General features: G+C 39.4%; 18 protein-coding genes. 17 read left to right on the top strand and 1 reads right to left on the bottom strand.

Features of this window, described 5'->3' with window-relative positions; all coding sequences use genetic code 11:
* Positions 1-347 precede the first annotated feature (347 nt).
* The 17 genes from AABJ51_RS08290 to AABJ51_RS08210 all read left to right on the top strand — a co-directional run bounded on the left by AABJ51_RS08290 (position 348) and on the right by AABJ51_RS08210 (position 21,480).
* Positions 348-1,241 (top strand): helix-turn-helix domain-containing protein, encoded by an 894-nt coding sequence (locus AABJ51_RS08290; protein ID WP_320973663.1) that lies wholly within the window; start codon positions 348-350, stop codon positions 1,239-1,241.
* Between the two features lie 593 nt (positions 1,242-1,834).
* Positions 1,835-3,073 carry a FimB/Mfa2 family fimbrial subunit gene (locus AABJ51_RS08285; protein ID WP_321577270.1) on the top strand — a complete coding sequence of 413 codons (1,239 nt, stop codon included), beginning with the start codon at positions 1,835-1,837 and terminating at the stop codon, positions 3,071-3,073.
* A gap of 270 nt (positions 3,074-3,343) precedes the next feature.
* Positions 3,344-4,351 (top strand): hypothetical protein, encoded by a 1,008-nt coding sequence (locus AABJ51_RS08280; protein ID WP_134436534.1) that lies wholly within the window; start codon positions 3,344-3,346, stop codon positions 4,349-4,351.
* A 44-nt stretch (positions 4,352-4,395) separates the two neighbouring features.
* A complete protein-coding gene (locus AABJ51_RS08275; protein ID WP_134436533.1) occupies positions 4,396-5,001 on the top strand; it encodes a DUF3575 domain-containing protein in 606 nt (201 codons plus the stop codon).
* A 37-nt stretch (positions 5,002-5,038) separates the two neighbouring features.
* The gene (locus AABJ51_RS08270; protein WP_321577269.1) at positions 5,039-6,916 is read left to right on the top strand and encodes an OmpA family protein; all 1,878 of its coding nucleotides are present in this window, start codon (positions 5,039-5,041) and stop codon (positions 6,914-6,916) included.
* Positions 6,917-6,951: 35 nt separating this feature from the next.
* Entirely contained in the window at positions 6,952-9,411 is a 2,460-nt protein-coding gene (locus AABJ51_RS08265) for a Calx-beta domain-containing protein (RefSeq protein ID WP_338375442.1), read from the top strand.
* 49 nt (positions 9,412-9,460) lie between these two features.
* Positions 9,461-9,949 (top strand): hypothetical protein, encoded by a 489-nt coding sequence (locus AABJ51_RS08260; RefSeq protein WP_035332325.1) that lies wholly within the window; start codon positions 9,461-9,463, stop codon positions 9,947-9,949.
* Positions 9,950-10,103: 154 nt separating this feature from the next.
* On the top strand, positions 10,104-11,312 hold the full coding sequence (locus AABJ51_RS08255; protein WP_338375439.1) for a FimB/Mfa2 family fimbrial subunit: 1,209 nt from the start codon (positions 10,104-10,106) through the stop codon (positions 11,310-11,312).
* Positions 11,313-11,346: 34 nt separating this feature from the next.
* On the top strand, positions 11,347-14,028 hold the full coding sequence (locus tag AABJ51_RS08250) for a BACON domain-containing protein (protein ID WP_338375437.1): 2,682 nt from the start codon (positions 11,347-11,349) through the stop codon (positions 14,026-14,028).
* Positions 14,029-14,032: 4 nt separating this feature from the next.
* Positions 14,033-15,349 carry a FimB/Mfa2 family fimbrial subunit gene (locus tag AABJ51_RS08245; RefSeq protein ID WP_338375435.1) on the top strand — a complete coding sequence of 439 codons (1,317 nt, stop codon included), beginning with the start codon at positions 14,033-14,035 and terminating at the stop codon, positions 15,347-15,349.
* A 65-nt stretch (positions 15,350-15,414) separates the two neighbouring features.
* The gene (locus tag AABJ51_RS08240) at positions 15,415-15,813 is read left to right on the top strand and encodes a hypothetical protein (RefSeq protein ID WP_134436527.1); all 399 of its coding nucleotides are present in this window, start codon (positions 15,415-15,417) and stop codon (positions 15,811-15,813) included.
* A complete protein-coding gene (locus AABJ51_RS08235) occupies positions 15,810-16,415 on the top strand; it encodes an outer membrane beta-barrel protein (protein ID WP_026627906.1) in 606 nt (201 codons plus the stop codon). Before AABJ51_RS08240 ends, AABJ51_RS08235 begins: the two co-directional genes overlap by 4 nt.
* A 28-nt stretch (positions 16,416-16,443) precedes the next feature.
* Positions 16,444-16,815: a bactofilin family protein gene (locus AABJ51_RS08230; RefSeq protein WP_338375431.1), complete on the top strand. Its 372-nt coding sequence runs from the start codon at positions 16,444-16,446 to the stop codon at positions 16,813-16,815.
* A gap of 92 nt (positions 16,816-16,907) precedes the next feature.
* Complete coding sequence (locus AABJ51_RS08225; RefSeq protein WP_338375429.1) at positions 16,908-17,294, top strand: hypothetical protein; 387 nt, start codon at positions 16,908-16,910, stop codon at positions 17,292-17,294.
* A gap of 298 nt (positions 17,295-17,592) precedes the next feature.
* A complete protein-coding gene (locus AABJ51_RS08220; RefSeq protein WP_338375427.1) occupies positions 17,593-18,333 on the top strand; it encodes a hypothetical protein in 741 nt (246 codons plus the stop codon).
* A gap of 56 nt (positions 18,334-18,389) precedes the next feature.
* Complete coding sequence (locus AABJ51_RS08215; RefSeq protein ID WP_338375425.1) at positions 18,390-20,666, top strand: hypothetical protein; 2,277 nt, start codon at positions 18,390-18,392, stop codon at positions 20,664-20,666.
* Positions 20,667-20,799: 133 nt separating this feature from the next.
* On the top strand, positions 20,800-21,480 hold the full coding sequence (locus AABJ51_RS08210; RefSeq protein WP_338375423.1) for a hypothetical protein: 681 nt from the start codon (positions 20,800-20,802) through the stop codon (positions 21,478-21,480).
* 94 nt (positions 21,481-21,574) lie between these two features.
* On the opposite strand, the gene AABJ51_RS08205 is transcribed toward AABJ51_RS08210, so the two are convergent.
* On the bottom strand, positions 21,575-22,681 hold the full coding sequence (locus tag AABJ51_RS08205) for a Rid family hydrolase (RefSeq protein WP_338375421.1): 1,107 nt from the start codon (positions 22,679-22,681) through the stop codon (positions 21,575-21,577).
* Positions 22,682-22,719: the final 38 nt, after the last annotated feature.

The raw sequence follows: 22,719 nt of genomic DNA, 5'->3' as shown, positions 1-22,719 counted from the left end.
TCTTTTATTGTTTTATTAAAAACTATTAATCTATATTTGTGGACTAGATCAGGCAAGGTACATAAACATTATAATTACTATACTCCACCCCTGCTGAAGCAATGATATTTGTATTACAGCATCAATGCTGTATGAAGACACTTGTGTTTAGTGACTAAACACACAGTCGCATGTCTTATTGCCATAGCTGCTTTTCTCAACACCAATTGTCAGACAAATAAAACAGGTTTGCCTAAGTCTGTTTTGTTTGCCCTTAGGCTTTGATTCTTCCCAATATTACACCACATTACGGTTCCCTCCTGTTTATTATACCATATACAAAATTTAATCTATCAAAAAAAAATAATATGAGTTTTCTACACCTTTGTGAGCAGATGAAGTGTATAAACTATAATGGTGAATCAGATTCGAGTATTCAAGTCAAAGAAATGGGTGAGAGTTGTCTGCATGAAGAATTTTCGGCATTCAATACGATATTGTTTTTGCCCAAAGGTAAAATATCATACTTCTGGGGTTCTTATGTAGACTGCACCATGTTGGAGGGGCAGTTTTTGTATTTACCTGCGAACTATAAATTTACCTATAAAACTGAGATACAGTCAACTCTACTGTTTCTCAAATTACATCAGAAAATTCAGTTTTGTGATCGTTACCGGTTAGAAGACCTGATATTTACTACTAAAGATAATAGGCATGGGTCTGTTTTTCAGGTTGATATAAAAACACCTTTTATGTTGGCAGCAAATGATATACTGAACGATTACGTACTGCAGTTGCTTAAAAGTATCGAGAGTGGTTTGCGCTGCGAGGGTTTCTTTACCCTTAAGATAAGAGAACTGTTTTATCTGCTGGGTGCATTTTATCCTAAAGAAGATTTATCGAGATTCTTTAAAAAAGCGTTGAGTTACGATTCTAATTTTTCGCATCATGTTATTCAAAACAGCCACAAGTATCAATCGTTAACTGATCTGGCAGATTCTATGAATATGACTGTCTCAGGCATCGAAAAACGTTTCAAGAAGGTATTTGGTACTTCGGGCTATAAGTGGATGACTGAACAGAAGGTAAAGAAGATTTTCCATGCAATCTGTTCCAGCGATTCTAACTTTAAAGAGATTAGCGAGGACTTCGGATTCTCTTCCAAATCTACTCTGAATGACTTCTGCAAGCGACATATGGGTAAGACTCCGGGGGAGATAAGACGAAATTTTGTGCATCCGGAAAGTTTGAAGAACAAGTAGGAAAAAATGGAGAACCCTAAATCGATGTATGTAATTTATATTTGTAACAAATAAATAGTAGATGTAACTCTTGTGTTGTAAAGTGTTTGATAATCGAGTGGGCATAATGTAGTAATAAATGTGTATCGGCCTAATATCTAATTACATGGTTTTGGTTCCCGCAACTAGTACAACGATTTTTTCGAATACTATTTGATCTCTAAGAGTCAGATGAAAGTCTATAAACAGGTCTGAGACCTTGAAGCAAAATTTTACAAACAAAAACAGAGAAAAGTATGTATATCCAAAATTGACTGTTCTCAAAGAAACAAAGGCTTCCGATAGGAAGAGTAGAGTTGAAAACAACCTGAATGTGATATTTTTCAATCAGAAAAAGATTTAATATTACCTGAAAGCTTATTTCGGGTGAGGGTTCTTCTTATGCTCTGAAAACAGGGTTTGGAGATAGAACTTATAAAAGGCAAATGGTTATAAATGTGTTGGTTGGATAAGTATTTGTCAGTAGCGGCCGGTGGTTCGGATGATCAGATTACTTTCCTTTCTTCTGAGTGATAAAATGTTCAGAACAGATTAGATAATTAATAAAATTAAAAATGAAAAAAGTATTTCTCAGTTTACTTACTATTACAGGACTGCTTTTCTCGTCGTGTGGAAGCGATGATAATGTGGTTACAGGTGCGTCCGAAGAAGGCGAATTGGTGGCAAAAATTACCTTTGAACAATCGGCTGTCCTCAGGGCGTCCTCTTCTGAATCAACAGCGATACCTAAAACCAGTTGGAGCAATGTAAAACAATTACAGATGTTTCTGTATGATGCCACAGATGGTAAGGTTGCTTTTTCTGCGGTATTTGATCCTTCGACATCAACAGATAAAATATTCAAGTGGACCAATGTGCCCGAAGGAACATATGATCTGGCATTGGTTGCCAATGTTAATTCTGCATCGGATAATATTGCTACTACTCTCGACGGAGGTTCGGCATGGACAGCTTTCGATGCTTATAATGTAAGAGGCAAAAAGCTGAACACTAATATTTTTGTTGACTGGAAAAAATCTACATTCCCATCCGGACACACATTTGAAGCCGGAGACGTTGCTTATACTCCTACATCGGAGGTGTTTACGGCTTACAGAAGCGGTGTGGCAATCACCAGGGGTGAAACTACCGATTTGAGTGGAACTACTTTAGAATTGCAGAGAGAAGTTTCGTTGATGCGTGTAAGAATCGATAAAACAGATAAAAATCCTACCGCTCCGGCCTTGAGTACAGTAACATTCAACAGTGCGAGCAGCTTTATCGCAGTTCACAACCTGCCTGTGGGGATGGGTTTCAAACTGGGAACGTTTGCCGGAGGTCTTTTACCTAACAATTCGGATTCTAACCGTATTTTAATTGGCTCAACAGGAACTACTACATATAACGATGCTGATCCTTCGGCTGATGATTACCAGCCAACAACTATTCTGGGTAGTGATTATACTCTATGGAAAGATATTCTTGTATGGCCGAATGCAACTAAAGCAGACGGATTATCATCAAGTTCTGATGCAGCAGTTGCCAGAAAATACTTTATCGTAGTTGCAGCTTTGGCTCCTGCCGGCTATAAGTATGCTGACGGAACTACTGCTTCATCTCCACAACCTGTATATTGGTATGGTACAGTTAACGGTGTTTTCTCTCCAAACGTAATACGTGAAGTGAATCTGAAACTGTCATCAAGCGGATTACCCGAAAATCCCGAAAATCCCGGATCGGAAGGTGGTCTGATCATCAGTATCGGTGCTCCTCAACAATGGGATCATATCGAAAGGGAAACTATTGAGCTATAGCTTCGAACTTTCTTAGAGCAGGTATATCTTACCGAAAATCAAAATAGTAAAATAACAGTAATAAGTATTTAATGACATTACGGAGAGATGCTCTCCTGTCGTTTCGTGCTTAGTTGATAAATGAAGAGGTCTGAGACCTTAGTTACTGGCCTTATGTTATTCGGCAATGCTTTCCGTCAGAACGAAAGTATTGCCGGAAGGGTCAGACTACAACTTCGAACCGGTATATAAAATAGGTCTGAGACCTAACTCATGTTTTTATTAGAACATATGATACAAGAATATAATTTTTTGAGACTTTGTTTTTTGATCATCGTTATCTGCTTGTTTTCGGGTATGAGCTCCTGCACATACGATTACTTTGAGGATGAGACAAACTATGTCGTATATGTTCCTAAGGCAGATAAAAGTATCAGGACAGATTCATATAAAATAGAAGACCTGAGCATTCTTGTTTTCAAAACAGAAATCGAAAAAGAAAAGTATTCGAATTATCCGTTTACCGAAAATGCCCGAAGTCAGGAAGGAAACTTCAATTTCAGGCTTTATCCGGGAGAGCATTCTGTTTTTTGCTTTACCAATATGCAAAACATCGAATTCAGCAACTTATCATCTTTCAGTACAGCTGCATTTGCATTAAAAAAGATGTCGGACGGGTATTATCCCGAACCTCCCTGTATATATTCCGAAACAGCAGCTCCTTATATACATTATCCGGGGCCTGTAGTAAGGGATACAATACAATTCGATAAACAATATGTGGGCAGTATCTGTGTCGTATTCAAACGACTGACTAAGATATCGGAGTCTCTTACATTCGATAATATAAAGAAAGTCAAAATCCTGGCCAGAGGAGTTGGCACTGTTCAGAATCTGGCGCAAATAACCGACAGTATCACTACTCGCTCTAAGCGGTCTGATGCAGGGGATATGATGAAACTGGAAGCAACATTATATAAAAATCCATATAAAGATTTTGATTTTGGATTCCGCAATAATTATTTCCCGTCGCCACAAAATGAAGATAATTCGAACGAACCGATGATACTTACCATAGACCTCATCGGGGCTGATAATAATATACTGTATTCGCTCGATGCCGAGATTACAGACAAAAACTCAATTCCGATGATCTTACACATGAATGAAACTCTTATTGTAGAGGTTGATGGTAATGACGTTCAGGTATTGCGTTTGGCTAACATAAAAGAGTGGTCGCCTAATATCGAATCGGGAGGGAACTCAAGTCCCGGAAACGGTAATGGCATTGAACTTTAATGACGCATTAGAAATAATAAATACGCTTAAATAAGATTGATTTGATGAGACGGTTGATGCAATATATTCCAATGATAGCGATGGCTTTGTTGTTCTTGGCTTTTAGTCCGCAAGCCAAAGGACAGGCTTTGAAAACAAATGTGCCTTTTACATTGGTGGGGAGTCCCAATTTCGGGATAGAGTGGTCAGTAGGGCGTCAGCTCACACTCAACGTGGATGCTATGTGGCTGCCTTACCTTTTCAAAAAAGACGAAGAAGTATTCAGGGCGTTAATCGGGTCTATTGATTTCAGGTATTATGTCAATCCCAAATACTACTACACAAATGACCTTTGGGACGGATTTTATATAGGGCCTTATGGTATGATGGGAAATTTCAATATAGGGTTGAAAGATAAAGATCCCGAAAAAACAAGCTATCGACGCAAAGGCTGGGGTATATCTGCAGGACTGACGGGAGGGTATAAGTTTTACTTATCGAGCCGTTTCCGTATAGACGCCAATATTTGTATAGGCTATGCCAATTTGCAGTATGACAAGTATCAGCTGGGTGGTGAATATGCTGATTTCAAGCTCGAAAGTAAAAAAACAAAAGGCTATGTAGGGCCTACCAAGATAGGAGTTTCGCTAGTATATAACATATTCAGATAAGGGCTTCTTCCTTATTGCAAATATTTATTTATAAGATATGATTTATAAGATATTACGATCAAAATTGATACTTATCGGCATTGTAGCTATTCCCGTATTGACACAGGCTCAGAGTGATCCATGGTCTGATGGCATGAAGGACAGAAAGGCACGGGGAATAGAATCGAAGGGCGACCGGAAATTTATTCAACAGGATTTCGATAAGGCGATGAAGATATACGAAACCGCATTTAAATACCCGCTCAGTTCAGAGTATTTGGCTTCGTTGCACCTCAAAGTTGGTCGTTTGTTTTCTTCCTTGTCCGACTACAATGAGTCTGTGCCGCATTACGACGCTGCAATGGCTATTTCGGATCAGATGTTTACTGCCGGAGATGTTTGTAATTATCTCGACGCATTGCGGTTTTCGGGGCAAAAAATGAAGGCGGTGACTCTTGCTCGAAAATATTCGTTCAGAGATGTTTATAGTAAAGACCAGAGGTATCAGAATATACTGCAGGCTCTTGATTATTCAGATGGATTTATGCCTGTCGGCAGTGCTGAATTCAGCGTAGAATCCGTTGAAGGGGTGAATACATCCAATTCGGAATATTGGGTAGGAGTGAAGGATGGCGAATATTTTTATGCAACAAGTGCCAGCCGTTTTCACGATCCCAATAAAAAATTCTATTACAACAGCAGCTACCATTTGCTTAGTGCAGCTAACGCCAAATCTGGCAATGGAAAGTTCTTGAATATGATTCCTAAAAACCTGCAAAGCGGTCCTGTGACATTTTCAGATGATATGTCTAAAATGGTTGTGACGCAGGCGGCTTATGCCAAGAAGGTAAAAGATGCCGATAAACAGCAGACAAATGCTTTTTATTCCAGATTATATCAGTCGGATTATAATTCGAAACGAAAGAAATGGTCGGCGTTCAAAGAAGTGTTTCCTCAGAAGGAAGGCTATTCGTATTCTCATCCCTGTCTTATAGATAACGGAAAATCATTGTTATTCTCTTCGGATATACCCGGCGGATTCGGTGGCTATGATATTTATATAACTCATTGGGATAATAATCTTAAAACATGGGGTATCCCCGTTAATCTGGGTGCACAGGTAAATACCCAAGGAGACGAAATTTCTCCGGTACTGTTCAACAATATGCTGATTTTTTCATCGAACGGACATATCGGATTCGGTGGCTATGATATTTATTCTGTCAGTTACGAGCAGGGACAGGCTGTAACAGGAAGCCTGCATCATTTTTCTTATCCTGTAAATACGGTGATGAATGACTTTAACCTGCTTTATATAGATGAAAACAGAGGATATTTCGTATCAGACCGAAATCAGGAAAGCAAAGACGATATATTCTATTTCGAAAAAAATAAAGCAATATCGCAAAACAGCGGATCGTTGTTCGGCATATCGGAGGCTAAAGCCATTTCTTCCGGTTCGATCAATCTCCTTGGTAAAGCTGACGCCAACACACAGCCTCGAAACGAAAAAATAATTCTCCCCGATCATATTATACAAGAGGCTCTGACCTTATACTTCGATTTCGATCATTATGCCCTGAGTGACGAAGCAAAGTCGGAACTCGAAAACTGGTATAAAATAACCGATTTCAACCGGATCGACACGCTTATCGTTGAAGGGTATGCCGATGAGATGGGTTCTGAAGAATACAATTATAATCTTTCGGTCAAACGGGCACAGGAAACAGCTTTCTGGCTCGGAAGAAGAGGTGTCGACAGGGTATTTCTGATAGAAGGAAAGGGCAAAATATTGTCCGAAAACAATATACCAGAGCCTGCAGCCTTTGAAATGGGAAAAGAATTGCCTTCATATGCCCGGATGGGAGACTTATCGGATAAGATAATCAAGAATAAGGTGTACAGGCGTGTGGATATCAAGGCGGTAACAAGATGAAGATGTAAGAATAATAAAATAAATATTTTAACGAGATGCAGTTTAAGAGTAGTTTGTATGTTGGTTTAGTCATGTTGGTACTGGCTTTCTTCGGATTGCCGGTAAAAGTCAAAGGTCAATATATGCCAGTGGTTTATGACCGGACGTATGGAGATGGGATACCCTATCAACATACGTGCCCGGTTTCGAATGGCGAAGTTGCACTTGTCGCTAATAACGATGGTGTGCTGACCGTTTCGTGGATCAAAAGGGATGGAGAAGTACAGGCTTCACATTCGTTTCCGAAAGGATTTGTTTCGGTCAATAACGTGTATCATGTAGGAGAACAGAAATTGTTGATTATCGGTCAATCTTACGATTCTTCACCCAAGAGAAAAGACAAAAATCTTTACGGGCGTTTTGTGGTGACTGACAAATCGGGTGTTATTCTGACTGATGTTTGTGTTGGTGAAGCAGGCAGCGAATTGTTTTGCGGACAACGTCTGCCCGACGGAAGTTTTGTAGTCGGCGGGTATGAATCACGTTCAGGAAACGTACGTGCCGGAATGTTGTCAAAAGTGGATGCGACAGCTAAAGTCATCTATAAATATGTATCGGATGAAGGCGGTCCCTGCATCGGCTTTGATGTATTGGGTAGTGTTCGAGAGTATGTACATGCGGCATTTACCGGAGAAGACGGAACTGCATCTGTGATAGTACGGTTAGACAGTAACGGTAAAACCGTATTTGTAACAAAATTACCGGAACCCGAATTCCAAATTATGAAAATGGTTACTGCTTCCGATGATCATATCTTCCTGATAGGCAACAGTGCGCTTGCCGGGGGAAGGGTTATAAAACTTCGTCCCGAGGGCGATATCATATTCAGTAAAGAAATAATACCTGCCGCACAGGGTGTATCGCTTGAATATCTGTCTTTAGCCAAAAACGGAAATGTATTGGTCGGAGGTAATGGCGGCGGAAAATGTTATTACTCGCTTTTGCGTAACGATGGTACTGACTTACAGAGATATGTTACTTCCGGAACAGTTTCGGGTATGGGGATGAATGCCGAAAGCGGCGAATCTGTAATTGTTGGTTTCGATACCGAAAGAAGCCGTGGTATGATAACAGGCTTGTCGAAAGACGGACGCCAGATATACCAAAAGGCAACGGATGGCAACTTCGATCAGGTACATATGTCAACAGCCGGAATATTTCTGGCTGGGAATTCTACAGGACGGGTATGTATGCTCTCGAACAGCGGCGATCTGTTGTTTGACCGTTATGCTATCGAAGATGATAAGAAGATGTTCGATGAGATCGTATTTACCGAAAACGGTGATATTCTGTTTAAAGGAATGAAAAACCGTTTGATCAAACTGGGGCATGGTATTTATGTATCAGATGTCAAAATAAATAAACCTGTAAATGGCTATACTACAGCTGTATTTACAGTAACGTTGACAGGTTATCCGGTAACTAATCAAGGTGCGCCTATCCCTGTAAGAGTTGAATATTTTACAAAAGACGGAACTGCCAATCAGGTAGACAATTATACTTCGGTAAAAGGTAGTTTATCGTTTGTTCCTTCTAATGACGGAACTGCCCGCTATATGATTAAACAGGATGTGGAAGTGCCTGTAAAAGCCAATAACCTGATGGAAGGGCGTAAAATGTTTGAACTGTGTCTGGCAAATGTAGAGCAGAGTTATCTTGTAAAATCGGCAGGTGTCGGAGATATCGAAGATCAGGAAGTATTAGTGAAAATGATTAATACTCAGGATGGACTTGAGGGTATGCATGACGTTGTTTACGAATTGGGGATTTTCAAAACCAATGGAGAAAAACTGATCAATGCTACCGGTTCGGATATCGTTATCGAAGGAGTGTACGGCAAAGGTACAGCAGACAATCACGATTTTGATATGGGTGTGAGCCCTCGTTTGGTAGTCGGACGTGGAGCATCTAACGGTAAATTCAATGTGAAAACATTCTCTGATACTCGTTATGAACTGCCCAAAAAGGTTGTCGTCGACTTTAATAAAATATATGCGATAAATGATGCCCGCATCAACTTCGAAAGTACAAATCTAAGCTGTATCGGCACTATTATAGACCAGCCGGCTATGGTAAATATCGCATCGCTGGGAGATCACGGCCGCATGAACAATATCGTCTCCGGATTTTTCAAAGTGTCTTTGGTCAGGGCATCCGATGGGGCTTTACTTACCAATGCAACCGGAGGAGATATCAAAGTATCGTGTTCGGTACTTCCTCAGACTACAGCCGAAGAAGGAAAAGACTTTGCGTTTACCAATCGTCACGATCTGAGAATTTGGGGAGATGGCAACCGAAGTGCAGTAAACTTAAACGGTATTATCCTATTTAATCAGGAAAAAGCAGGAAACAAAAAGTTAGTAGTAGGCATCGATTCGGTAAGTAAACCCGATAATGCACCGGATATATTGATATCGACTACCGAGGCATCTGCCGGATTCGCTATCACCGAATAAGATTTGCTTGATATCCGGTTTTCCGTAAATCCCATAATACAAGAAAGGTATGAAATGTATGGATACACCATTGGTACTATCGTTCCGTTATTCTGAAGTGAAAGAATTCAGAATGTACACAGGAGAAAAAGACAAGGCTAAAGTATGTGATACGTCACACCTTAGGCCGCAAGATCTGTGGGCGGAAGAGATAACCCGTAAAGATAGTTTTTATAAAGAAATGTTGTTGATTTTTGTTGATGATGCCAAACTCAGCATATTGCCATATAACTACTCTTTCAGTTACAGGTTGGAAAACCGGATTATTAAAATCTATAGTCATGATCATTCGTGCTGGATACCTTTTGCTTATACCGATGGGCTAAAGGTGGTATTAAAACTCGGACTGTCGTGTCTTGATAATCATAAACGTCGGATCGTCAATTATGACGAAACCGAATCGAGAGTGTTGGATTATGCCGGCTTGTCCTCTATCCATTCTTTAAAAGGTCTGAATACCGGAATTGCATGGTGTAATATTCATTACATCTTTCAGTAAAAGAGTTGTGTAACTGTCAAATATTAATTGTGGTAAAACCCGATTCTATACGGGTTATGTGAGGTATGAATCAACAATAAGTCTTGGATAAAGATAACTTGTTGTTACGCTTGGTAAATCAAAAATAGGTTTGAGACCTTATAATATTTAGGATATGATTGCATGTATTAAATATATTATTTCAGTTTTCTTTTTGGCTTTTGTCTGTGTTTCGTGTTCCGAAACCAATCAGGTAAATACAGAAGAAAGCCTGTCTAGTGCTCTTTATCTGAGGATAGATACGATTTCCTCTAATATCGGCGATAATACAGATGTATATGTATTTAATGCATCAGGCTCCAATGCCGGCTATTTCCATCACAAAGCATTGAATGTAGAACGAGCTCCGGGATATGTAAAGATGAGTATGCCCTCAGGAATATGGAATCTTGTGCTGGTTGGATGCAGCGAATCGGATATTAGTTCACTGCTTACTTTTCCGGTGTTTTCAGCAGAAAGGTCAGGTCTTCTTATGTGGCAGACTCAGCCCGAAGGAGGGTTGTTGCCCGATGTTCCCGAGATAAGAACGGCTCTCATTGACAATCTGACTATCAATGCCGACCAAACACACACTACATCTGCCTCGCTGATACGTAATGTTGCTAAAGTGAGAGTGGTACTCGAAGACGGTGTAGGCTTTACGAGAGGTAACGGGCATACCGTATCATTGAAGAACGTGCCTACCAGCTTGTCTTGGAACGGAGGCTTATATCCGGATAAAGACAATCCGGTTGTAAGTTTAGTTCCTATGACTAAAGCTATCACGTTTTCCGAATCGTCCGAACAAGGGCATCTCAAGAGTGATACGGTCGACTTTATAATACCGGCTCACAAATCGGTATCACCTGCTGATATTTCGACACACAAAATAACATTGGCGGTAAATTTTGAAAGATCGTCAGGATATGCTTTCAGCAAAGAAGTAGAGATAGAAACTGTTCCTAAGAGTAATTCTATATTACTGCTATCTCTTATTGCAAATGGACGAATGGACATAAAGGTAAATATTCAGGACTGGAATACGGTGTCGTCCCATATAGATCTGCAAATGTTTGATTTTTCATTACTTGAGAATGACGGAACGATTGCTTCATATCAAATGAATATGAAACAGGAGCGTAACTGGTGGATGACGTTGGAAGATACTCAGAACTTTGAATTTGTTGATGACGCGGTGACTTTAGGACAATTCACAGCTTCTCCCGTAAATATACAAGTAAGACGCAAAACGGGAGGGGCTGCGATGTCTACCAAACTCAATCTCATTATTGCAGGATTCGATGGGCTGTACCAGCAATATGATGTAACGGACTTGTATAAATAAATCAATCGGTCTGAGACCTTAAAATATATATGGTGTGATTAATAAATATTTTTCTATAATAAGTTTCATATCTGTGCTTCTTCTGTTTTCAGCCTGTTCGGCTGAAATAGAAGATACTACAGAGACTGCTCCCAGGTCAGACGGTAAGGTGCAGATTGCCTTGCTGCTGCCGATAAGTGCGGAGGATGCGTCTTCTCTGAATACCGAAGTCCTAAGTGAATCTATTATAAAGGATTTGACTCTGTTTATATTTGATTCGGAGACCGGAGAGAAAGAGTTCTCCACACACATTGATATTCTTCCGGCGGTTGCGGCTTCGTCTGAGGTCGATATGAGTAACTGGCTCAACGAACAGATCATCACGGTGTTGGATGGTGGTATTCTTGCAGATCTCAACAAATCGAGAGATATACAGATTGTTGCCAATTATACATCGGATCTATCTTATATTACAACCGAAACACAACTTGATACAATAATTACCAAAAAGATAGAACAGAATATTTCTCAACCCGATGCAGATAAACCTCTGGTGATGCATGGTGCTGTATCCGGTCATAATTTTAAGGAAGATTCGCAGGTTACGGTTTCATTGGTTCGTAATGTTGCGAAGATCAAATTGACATTGACTGCCAAGAAGTTTACATTCGGGGGAGAAGATATTTATCTCGTTCCCGATACTTCATCCATGGTATTTAAGGTGATCAATCAGGCAGACAGATCGTATCTGGTGTCAAAGGAGTTGAGCCCATCGACCTTGAATTATTTTAACGGTGCGGAGAAGTATATCGCAGCCGAGTCGAGAAGCGGTACGGAATCGGCTTTGTTCGTTACTCATGCTTATGTGAACGAGAATCTCAAAAGATCGTACTCGTCCGAATCCGATATTACAACTTTGGTGATACGAGTTCCTTATAAAAGGCTTAACGGGCAAATAAATTACAATAATTATTATAAGATACTTGTCAACAGTGATAATGGTTACCTCATCAACCGCAATACAATTTATGATATAACGGCTACCATTGTTTCACCCGGAGGTGAGACTGATGCTTCTGCTGTGCTGATCAAGGGTACACTGAATGTATTGCCATGGAATGAAAATACAATTACGTCGGATTTGTCTCAAACCTTTCTGTCTATACAGGAAACGATAACCAAAATCGGTGTAGAGAAGAATTTTACATTCACTACAAATGCTTTACCTTCCGAATGTTCGTTGACATCGGAGTCTTCGTGGTTGACAGCATCATTTACGTCATCTAACCAGATAAAGATAACAGCTGCTTCGGATGATTATACAACCCCCCGATCGGGAGTTTTGAAGTTGAAAGTAAAGAACCTTACAAAGATGATAACTGTAAATCAGTATCCTTTTCCTGTGCAGGATGGTTCTATATACCTGACTCCCCGTACGCTTTATTTGTCGGAGGCTGCACCTTCAAAAAATGTATCGTTACAAGTATCCCCTGAAACTTCACGTTGGCTACAGACCGGAGGAAATACGGCGAATGCAACTTGTAATGCAAGCAGTGGTGCAGGAAATGCTTCACTGACTTTTACCGCCGGATCATCATATGGTAATACATACTATAAGTTTGCTAATCTTAATACTATGGAATACGACAGTATCAAAGTCTGCAACCTTCATCTCGAAGTTCCGTCTTCGGTGGAAATAGGAGGACAGGAAGGTACAACCGATTTTACCGATCTGAAAGCATTAGGCGGTGATCAGAAATGGGTAGTGAAAAGTGTTTCCGATTCGTGGATGGTCGTAACCAATGTTGATGGAGTATTGAGAATAAAAGCCGAGGCCGGACCTGATGAACAAAGGCGTACTGGTTCTATAATTATAGCTCATGCAAATGATCCGAATTATACTAAAACAATAACAGTAACACAGCTTGATCATATAATAATAACCATTCCCGAATTTGAGTTCCTTGTATTCAAATACGATTGGACAGGAACAGGAGGACAGGATTTGGATACAGCTACTGAATTTATGAATACAGGACTGACAAAGGTTGACTCGAGACCTTTGGGGTATGGGTTGTATGGTGGAACAATAGGTTTGGCTAACGGATCTACTGCTAGCGAAGCAGGTAACACTGGTACTTCGGCTACTGCAGGTAATGGAGGACAAATTACTGATTCTGCAGGAAAAAGTGTTTTGGTCTGGGGTGGAGATAATACCAACCAGAATGCAGGGGAAAGCCTTTATATTGATGTGAAGAATCTTTGCTCATCAAACAATTACGATGTATTACCTCGATATGTTTATATTGACTTATATGCCATTTGGTGGAGTACAAGTTCATCTACTCCGATTAAGATATTGCTTACTGCATATAAGGGTGGAACAATGCAGCGATATGCTGATACTTATAACGATTCAAGCTTGAGAAAGAATTTTTATAATAGTACGGGAGAGGTCGTTTATAGTAATTCAAGCTCACCCGCGACACGAGTTATTGTAAATAAACAAACACAGGCTTTTAATAATTATCGTACTCTATTCGACAAAGTAGGACGAGTCACATTCGATAAAATAAAACGATCTGCAAGTATTGAAATATATACCAGTTCGGCTGTATCTACTGCATCTGCGGTTCTGTTGAGGAGTTCGATGGCTGATATGCCTGCTCAAAGAATGGGAGAGTCGAAGACCGACTATTCAAAAAGAGTAGAATTGTATTACAAAAATAAGAAATAGTAAAATGAAGTATTTTATTATCAATATAATGGCTCTGTTGTTGGTTGCTTGTTCAACAGCAGATGACTTACCAACATCCGAAGACGGCGTAGAGATTGCATTTTCGATGAATATACAGGAAAATACATCTGTATCGTTATTGAGATCATCTTCGTATGACGACTCATCTATCCGTTGTGTTGATCTGTTGGTCTTTGATGAACATCAGGCTTTTATGGAGCGTATACAAGTCAATTCGATCGAAAATTCAGGAGATACCCGCACTTTTTCGGCTCGTATATTGCCTACCGGCTCGGCTCGGTCTATATATGTAATCGGCAATGGACGTGATCTTTCGGGCAATGATATAATCAATTTCAGTGAACTATCTTCAGGTATGAGCATGGAGTCTGTTGCTCAGTTGTTGAAAACAACATCACTCTATGCTTATACTTCTCCTCAATGTCCTTTGATTATGTGGGGCAGAGCAGACCTTACAGAGGTAAGATCGGGGACAACCATCAATAATATAAACATGATAAGGATGGTGGCTGCCATGAAAATGGAGTGTGAAACTCCGACCGAAGAAAATGGTCTTGCCGATTTTTCATTGACCGGTTTTACTCTGCTGCAATCATCGGCTTTCGGAAAAGTAATTCCTTCAGATTATACTTCATCTAATTCTTTGCCTGCATCGGTTAGTTTACCTTCTGGAATACAGTATATTAATTATGTAAATACGGAGGGAGCCGGAGTTTGGAATTTAGCTTCATCTAATGCCACATCCGATATTTATTTGTATGAACGCAGCAACATCTTGGATAATACGGGTATTTCGGTGATAATCAGAGGGAAATATAAAGGTGTTGACGGTTATTATAAGATATGGATGACGGATAGAAATAAAGAGCCTGTAAGTCCTGTTCGCAATCACCGTTATCTGACTCGTATATCACGGGTTTCGGGTTCAGGATACCTTACACTCCAAGAAGCTGTAGCTGCCGATTATACTGCGGATATATTTTTTGAAATAATAGATAATAATGATGACATAACAGATATTGTTGTTGATGCAAAGTACGAACTGGGAGTTTCTTCCAATAGGGTTTCATTCAGTGGAAGCGGAACGAAAACCATCGGAACCGTATTGAGTACAAATACAGCGGTGACATTAACTGCGGTTGCTGATGTGGACTGGATTACAGGACTTTCGTTTTCGGGGTCGGGTAACAGGTATATTCTTTCGGGATCGCTCCTGGCTGCGCCGTCTGCACGTCAAGGCAATATAATTGTAAGAGCCGGAAATCTGGTAAGGACAATAACTGTAGAACAACAACCGTAAATACTGTTTGTCTGTGAAGTGAGTAAGCAACGATAACAGGTCTGAGACCTCAAAATATGATGGTTATGGGTGATATAAAACAAATTTGGCAGAGAGAACAGGATAATAACAGTTTTATCCATCTGTATAAAATTGATAATTATTGGTTCGCATTTGAGCGGTCTGCATTTTATTTATTTTCAACAAGTTCGGTTGATACTGTATTGAAAGTTCAGTATCTAAAAGGCGATAGTGCAATTCTTTTTGCTGCTTTAAAAGATGTAAACAGAATGAAATCAAATAATCCTTATCTGGATATAATACAAGAATCCGAATCGGAGATTATTGTTGGTTGTGCTGTAAGATGCAAAGGTTTCTCCCTTTGGAAAAACAGCCTCACTACTATCATGCCATCTAACTTGTATGCCCAGACCCGAAATTTGTATCATAGTATTAAGACTTTATATCCGGTAGTTGACTTATGAAGATTTTTGTTCTTTCTGTTTTTTTGTTTGTTAGTGGAATTGTGTGTCAGGCTCAAAGATTTGGTATCCTCGCAGGTTTAAATTTCGATGGCTCGTCTATAAAATATCAGGGCGTGGGACTTAGTCAGAAGATCGGTTGTAAAGTCGGATTGTATTACGAAACGAATTTGTTTGCCGAAGACTTGTCCGTAAATGTAGGATTGATGTATCGTTACCGCGAGTTTTCGTTACGTCATAACCTGGATAACACCACCGGAATTTCCTATTATTTTTCCGAGAATTTTATCGAACTCCCAATTGTTTTTCAGAAAACATGGAATCAGTTCAAGTTTAAACCGTTGGTTAAGGCCGGAGTATATTCATCTTATGTGTTTTCGGGAGAAATAAAGGATAATGAAAGTTCTGAATCCCTCAAGTACCGTAAAGGCTCGGATAAGTTTCGAAACGGTGTTGTTTTCGGAGCCGGCGTTTATTTATTACCCTATCTGAGACTTGATGCCGACTATAATTTGAGCTTTTCCGAGAATCACTTATTGTTGGGTGATCGAGAAATTTCACTTAGAGACAGAGGTTGCACCGTTAGTCTGGCATATGTTTTTTAATAATAAACACAAACGATTAGTATATATCATGTTAAACAAAAATAAGAAGAAAGAGTATTCTCCCTTAACTATTTCCGATAGCCTGAGTATTCTGTCTAATGCAGCAACTATCAAGGGGGAGATAAATATTGATGATGACCTTAGGATAGATGGTAATGTATCGGGAAATATAAACAGTCAGGGACGGGTAATCGTTGGCTTGGGAGGATGTGTAACAGGTACTATCAGAAGTAAGTCGGTGGAACTGGTAGGGAAGATATATGGCGATATTATTGTATCGGAGATAGTTATTCTAAGAGCTTCGTCTTTTTGTAATGGTGATCTTATTGCTGCCAATCTGGAGATTGAAGCCGGAGCCAGTTTTTGCGGAAATTGTAAGATGGAGAATGTTCCCGTATAATACACTTCATGACAGATGTCTGATCGTTTCCGAATGGAATGAAACTTCAGCCCCTACCGGCTATTATATAATTATAAATAACTGATATTTATATGTTTACTGAAAAAATAAGAAGGCATGCAACCTTTATTTATTTAAGTGTCATATTATTAAACTGCTTTACGGCAATGGCTGTTCACCCTCAGAGTGTACATCCGTTATCAGGAAAAACAGTCGCTCAAAACAAAAGCCTGCCTGCTTCATTGGCATCTTCAAAAGTAGATATGCAGCACAATTCGATACAGTTGACCAAGGTCGAATTAAAGGGTGTGAATAATCTGGAACCTTTTGCCGATCCCGAAGATAAAGGCTACAATGATACGAAAAAGTCTCTGATCGGATTGATGGTATTGCATACAGGCAATCAAGGGAGTAAGATGCCTCAGGGTGTGTATGTGTGGAATGGAGAGAAATGGCTTCAGGCTCAATGCGATTTATGACACAAACTATCAGCTGACAGAAAATATAAATCAGTGTATTGAAAGAAATAACAAAAGGGTTTGAGACCTAAAAGATATAATCCCCTTAATTATTCATTGAAGAAAAGAAGATAACTAATATCGTTTTGTTCAATCCTCTATTATACTGACTGGGAAGTTCGTATGATACCTTTCGAGTCAATCTTTCCTGAGAAATCAGGAGAGATTGCGGAAAGGGTTGGATATCTGGATAATGGATAAATCAAGGTTGAATGATAATGTAAGTAGGTCGGCAGACCTTCCTAAATAATATAAGTATATGAAGAATAAATTCATTTTGTTGATGTTGTGTTTGACTTCTGCAATTCCCGTAATATCAAAAGATAAAAATAAGGGAAAAGAAAAAGATGGCCGAACGATATTTGTCGAAGAGTTCAGGGATAGGCGTACCGATTGCATGGAGACCTATGAGTATTACAAAACTCCGGATGGAAGGAAAATCCCTCACGGAAAATACAGAAGACAGTGGTCGTTGCCTAAAGGGCATCCGAGTAATTGGTCAGGACAGGAGATGATAACCGCTACTTTTGTCGATGGTCGGCTGAATGGTTTAGTTGTTATTAACTGCGATAAGCGGAAGTGGAAGCGCAAGAACGAGGTTGTGAAAGGAGGCGGACGCGAAGTGAAGTTAGTTGAAGATGAAGTTTACAGAGCGAATAACCTCAAGTTAGTGGTGAAAAATGATACACTGTGTGATGTTTTTAATTTCGAACTGGGAAACTATAGATATGAAGCTACCGGAAAGATCAATGATGCCGGAGAATTGCAAGGAAAATATACCTTATATAAGAAAAATAAGACTGAACAGATTGATAAACCTAAAGGGATAGGTCAGGATTGGATTGTAGAAGAGCAATATATGTGTGATCCCGAATATACATATAAAGATGCTGTTCCTGTATTGACTGAAATTAAACTAGGATATTCCGCTATGAGCCGGAGCGATATGTTACATATCAAAATCCCCCGGCTGAGGCTTAGCATAACACGTATTAAGTAAAAGAAAGTATTTAATGATATAAATAGGTCTGTGACCTAAATTGGAACAACATGGATATGAAAAGAAACATCCTGACTATTTTTATTAGTTTTTTATTACTCCTTTCGTTATTGACCGTCGTTTTTGCTTTTTCGTCGTGCGGATCACGCAAGCAGTATAATCGGTTGGATATAGAAAGACTTTTTATGCAGACTGCTAAACCCGAGATAGACTTTGTTAAAGGTGGAGGTCTCGAAGGTAAGGATGGACCCCGGACTGTTTCTGAAGAGGTTTCGTTTTCGAATCGTGGCGAACAGCAATCTCTTCAGGAAGGAGAGGTTTTTGCAAGCGATGCCGTAAAATTGGACACTACCAAAGTATACAAGCTTAACGAGGTAGTTGTGAAAGTTAAATCTCACTTTGCCCCCGAACGTGATGGTAAGGTGAATATCGATTTTGATATTTTGGCTCCGGTCGATGTATTAGATCCCAATTGGCGATTGGTATTGACTCCCAGAATAATAGACGGAGATAGCATTTGTCCGCTTGATACGGTAATTCTTACAGGAGATAGCTTTAAGGATAAACAGGTTGGTGACTATGAGGCTTACAGCGATTTTTTATCTACTATAGTTTCGCCTTCGGCGTACGATTCATTGTTTGTTGATTGGAAAGGGCTTGATAAAGAAATTCATAAAGTACAGAAACGCAACTATAACGATTTCAGGGCTCAGTATGATCTGATGATGGATTATGAGAACTGGAAGAAAATGAACGAAATGGAGTTTCTCACTATGGAAGCGATTGCGATGCGTCATAAACGCCATATGTATGAAAAGTACTGGAGAAAAGCAGAGAATCTGACCGATAAGAATGTGAGGAAACAGAAGGAGCCTGAAGATTATCATTCGAAGTATGTACAGAAGTACGAAAAAGATTATGTTCGTTTTCTTAAAGATCGGTTCTCTTTACATTGGGTCGATACCGTGTCGGTGGATATGAATATACATGCACAAAAAGACAGTGTGCTGAAACGCAGCCATATTCCGCGAAAGTACCGCAATCTTTATGCAAAAGGATTGACCATCAGGGATCTGAAAGCAAAACCTTTTACGGCGGAAGATTCCGTGAAAATAGCAAAGCACCATTATCTTATAGACGAAATCGTTTTGAATGAGATGAATATGAACCGCAAGGACGATATATTCAAAGAAATAGTGCAGTTTCCGTATCGTACCGACACAAAAGGAATCAGGACAGATACAGTTATCACAGCCGAAGAAAACATGGTTTATACATACAGGCAGCCATGGAAGGTAAGACCCGGAATGAAGAATCTCAAAGTGGTGTTAACTTCCAAGGTGGAGGCTATGGATCGTACCGTGTTTGAATTTCCTCCTTCGGATACACTCACTTATTACATCGCGTCATTGTCTCAGCTTGCCGAAAATTCATTAGCTACCGAGCGTGTACAGCTTCATAAATTTATGTTTGATAAGATAACCGTTTATCCGAAGTACAAATCGAAGAAAGTTTCGAAGTTTGATGAAAGTTCCAATTCCGGTATATTCGATAAACTGCTAGAGGCATATAAAGTATATTCATCCAAGGAAGGACTTGCAGTAGACAGTATAACTATACAAAGCTCAGTTGACTTATCCGGAGACTGGGACAGTAATTATGCTTTATCTCAACATCGGGCGGAATCGGTTATGGAATACCTGAGATCTAAAATGCCTGTCCACTTTGCAGTGACACCAAAAGGCGAAGACTGGAATACGCTGGTCAAAGAAATACAGTTGCGCAGTGATATGCCTAATGGACAAGAGATAATCAGCAGGCTTACTACGGCAACTTATCCGGATCAGACGGAAGAGGATATCAAAAAGGATTTTCCGGAAGATTATAAAATCATAAAAAATGAGATATACCCCAAGTTGGAACGTATTGATTTCAGAGTAGAGATAAGCCGTCCTGATATCGAGAAAGATACTGTGAGAGAAACTTTCCGTGAAGATTATGCGGAGGCTATCAAATTATTGAGAAATGGAGAGTATATGCCTGCTCTTGAAGTATTGGCAAACTATCCTGACTTTAATACTGCTCTTTGTCTGGCTTGTATGGGATACAATGATAAAGCAGAGGATTTGTTAAACAAATTGCCTCAGGCTGCTAAAAATGAATATCTGCTGGCAATAATAGCGGTGAGGAAGAATGACGATCAAAAGGCTTCGGGACACCTTATAAAGGCGTGCGAACTAGATCCGAATTTATATAATAGAGTAAGTCTCGATTCGGAAGTTACAGGATTGGCTAACAGGCTTAGTCTTTGGTCGAAACTTCACAGAGATTAAGAGTTTGGATGCTTTTAAGTTATAGAAAGTATTTAGTGCTGTAATAGACCTTAATATCCATAAGACGTTGAAAAAGGGAGTGTGGAGAATAAATATTAATTAAAAAAGGTCTTAGACCTAAAAAGTAAAGATTATGAAGTATGTAAAATATTTGTTATTATCTGTATGTATGTTTACCGGACTGAGTATTTTTGCTCAGTCTGATGATCAGGATTCGAAGGATGCGGTTTCTACCGATTGGAAAACCATCTCTTTAGGTAAACTTCAAAAGAAACCCCGGTTCAAAGAACCTATGATTTCGGTACGCTTTATGAATGAAGATGGAAAATCTTACTTCAATCTATCGTTGAAATATATGTTTACCGACGCTGTATTTGAAGAAGCGGTTCCTGTAGAGTATTTTAAAAATCAGAAGATCGAATTTGCCACATCTAACGGGAAGTATGAGCTAAATGCCGTTCGTTATGCCAAGGCTCGCCGTATGAATACAGTTGTGCAGAAGACTGCTGATATTAGGGTTTTATTTTCCGGAGATTTATCTTTTCTGAAAGATAATCTGGTCGAAAATTTTGTAGTTCATTATGCTCAGGGCTATCAGACCATATCTTTGAACAAGGAAGAAGCGGAACATTTGAAAGACGCTTTTAATCATTATCAGTCGACTATTGCTCCGAAACCAACTCCGAAAAAAGAAGTTAAGTCTTCGCCTACTATTCAGGGTGCACCCGCTCCTCAAAAAGAACAGGTTAAGCCCGAACCTGAAGTGAACTCTTTGGATCAATTGCGCAAACGTGCCAAAAACTGGAAAAAATAAATCTTGTTAGCATTCACTTGTTCATTATCTAAACCAACAAGGAGAAGACCCCATGCTGTGTCTTCTCCTTGTTTTATTGAAACCTGATTTAATATCACTTCTCAGTATTCAGAACGGCTATACATTCTACTTCTATAAGCCATTCGGGGCGGCACACTCTGCCTGCTACTATAATGAAAGGCGTATCGGGATAATTATTCTGTATGTATTTGTTTATTATTGTATAGTCTGATACATTTCGGAGATATACGATCATTTGTGCAATGTGTTTCATCTCCGCTTCGGCATCCTTCAATAACATGCTTATATTGACGAATAATCGTTCGGCTTGTTTTAGTACATTGTTCCTAAATAGGCATTCTCCGTATTTGTCTATGCTGGCAGTACCCGAAATGAAAATATGTTTTTTGTCCTGATATGTAATGCTTGTTCCTCTTTCGAAAGCGACTCCGTATTCAGCCGTATTATTAAGGTACTCCAAAGCCTGAAGATATCGGATTTCGTATTTATCAATATTGGCGATGGAATAGAAATCGATATTTATGTTTGATTGAGGATATAATCCTTTACCTTCGATTCCGGTTGAGGCTATAAAGTGTGTCGATGTCGTCAGATCCTGTTCTTCGAATATGTCATTTCGAGCTTTAACTATGTGAGAGTAGTCTTTGTCGACATCACGCGAATATATCCATGTGCGGACACAATTGTCTTTCAGATTCATCTTGTTTTGTTCAAGAAGATCTATATGCTTTCTGAATGCGTAGATGCTCTGATCATATACTGTATTCACAGATAACGGAAATGATATAACATTCTGATAAATATGTTTTTGCTCATTTATCTGGCAAAAGTAAACTTCATTGTCCTTGTATTTTTCTATGTGGTCTGCTTCAATGAAAATGAGCAGTATATTTATTTTGTTTCCGTCTAATGGCGGCTGTTCTATAATAGAGACCGGGCAATTACTGTCGGTGATTTCCGTTATTATCGGGTGAGTCTCAAATTCCTTTTTCCGGTTGATGTAATCTGCCATAAATACTTTGGCGAAGATTAAGTTGCGGGTTGAAACATTTAACTCTTTAGTTGTATTGATATACTGTTGGTATAAGCTGTTGAGTTCTTCTTCGAAAGTGTTAGCCGAAAGGGGTTTCAGGCTTATATGATATTCCGGTATACGGACTGTATCTAAAATGTATTTCACTGTATCTGTACTTTTTAATTTTAAACAATAATGTTTCC

It is taken from the genome of Indolivaga capnocytophagoides, from assembly GCF_036511535.1.
Classification (GTDB): domain Bacteria; phylum Bacteroidota; class Bacteroidia; order Bacteroidales; family Dysgonomonadaceae; genus Dysgonomonas_A; species Dysgonomonas_A capnocytophagoides.
The sequence above is the reverse complement of the archived record's forward strand: the minus strand, read 5'-3'. Positions and strand labels throughout refer to the sequence as shown.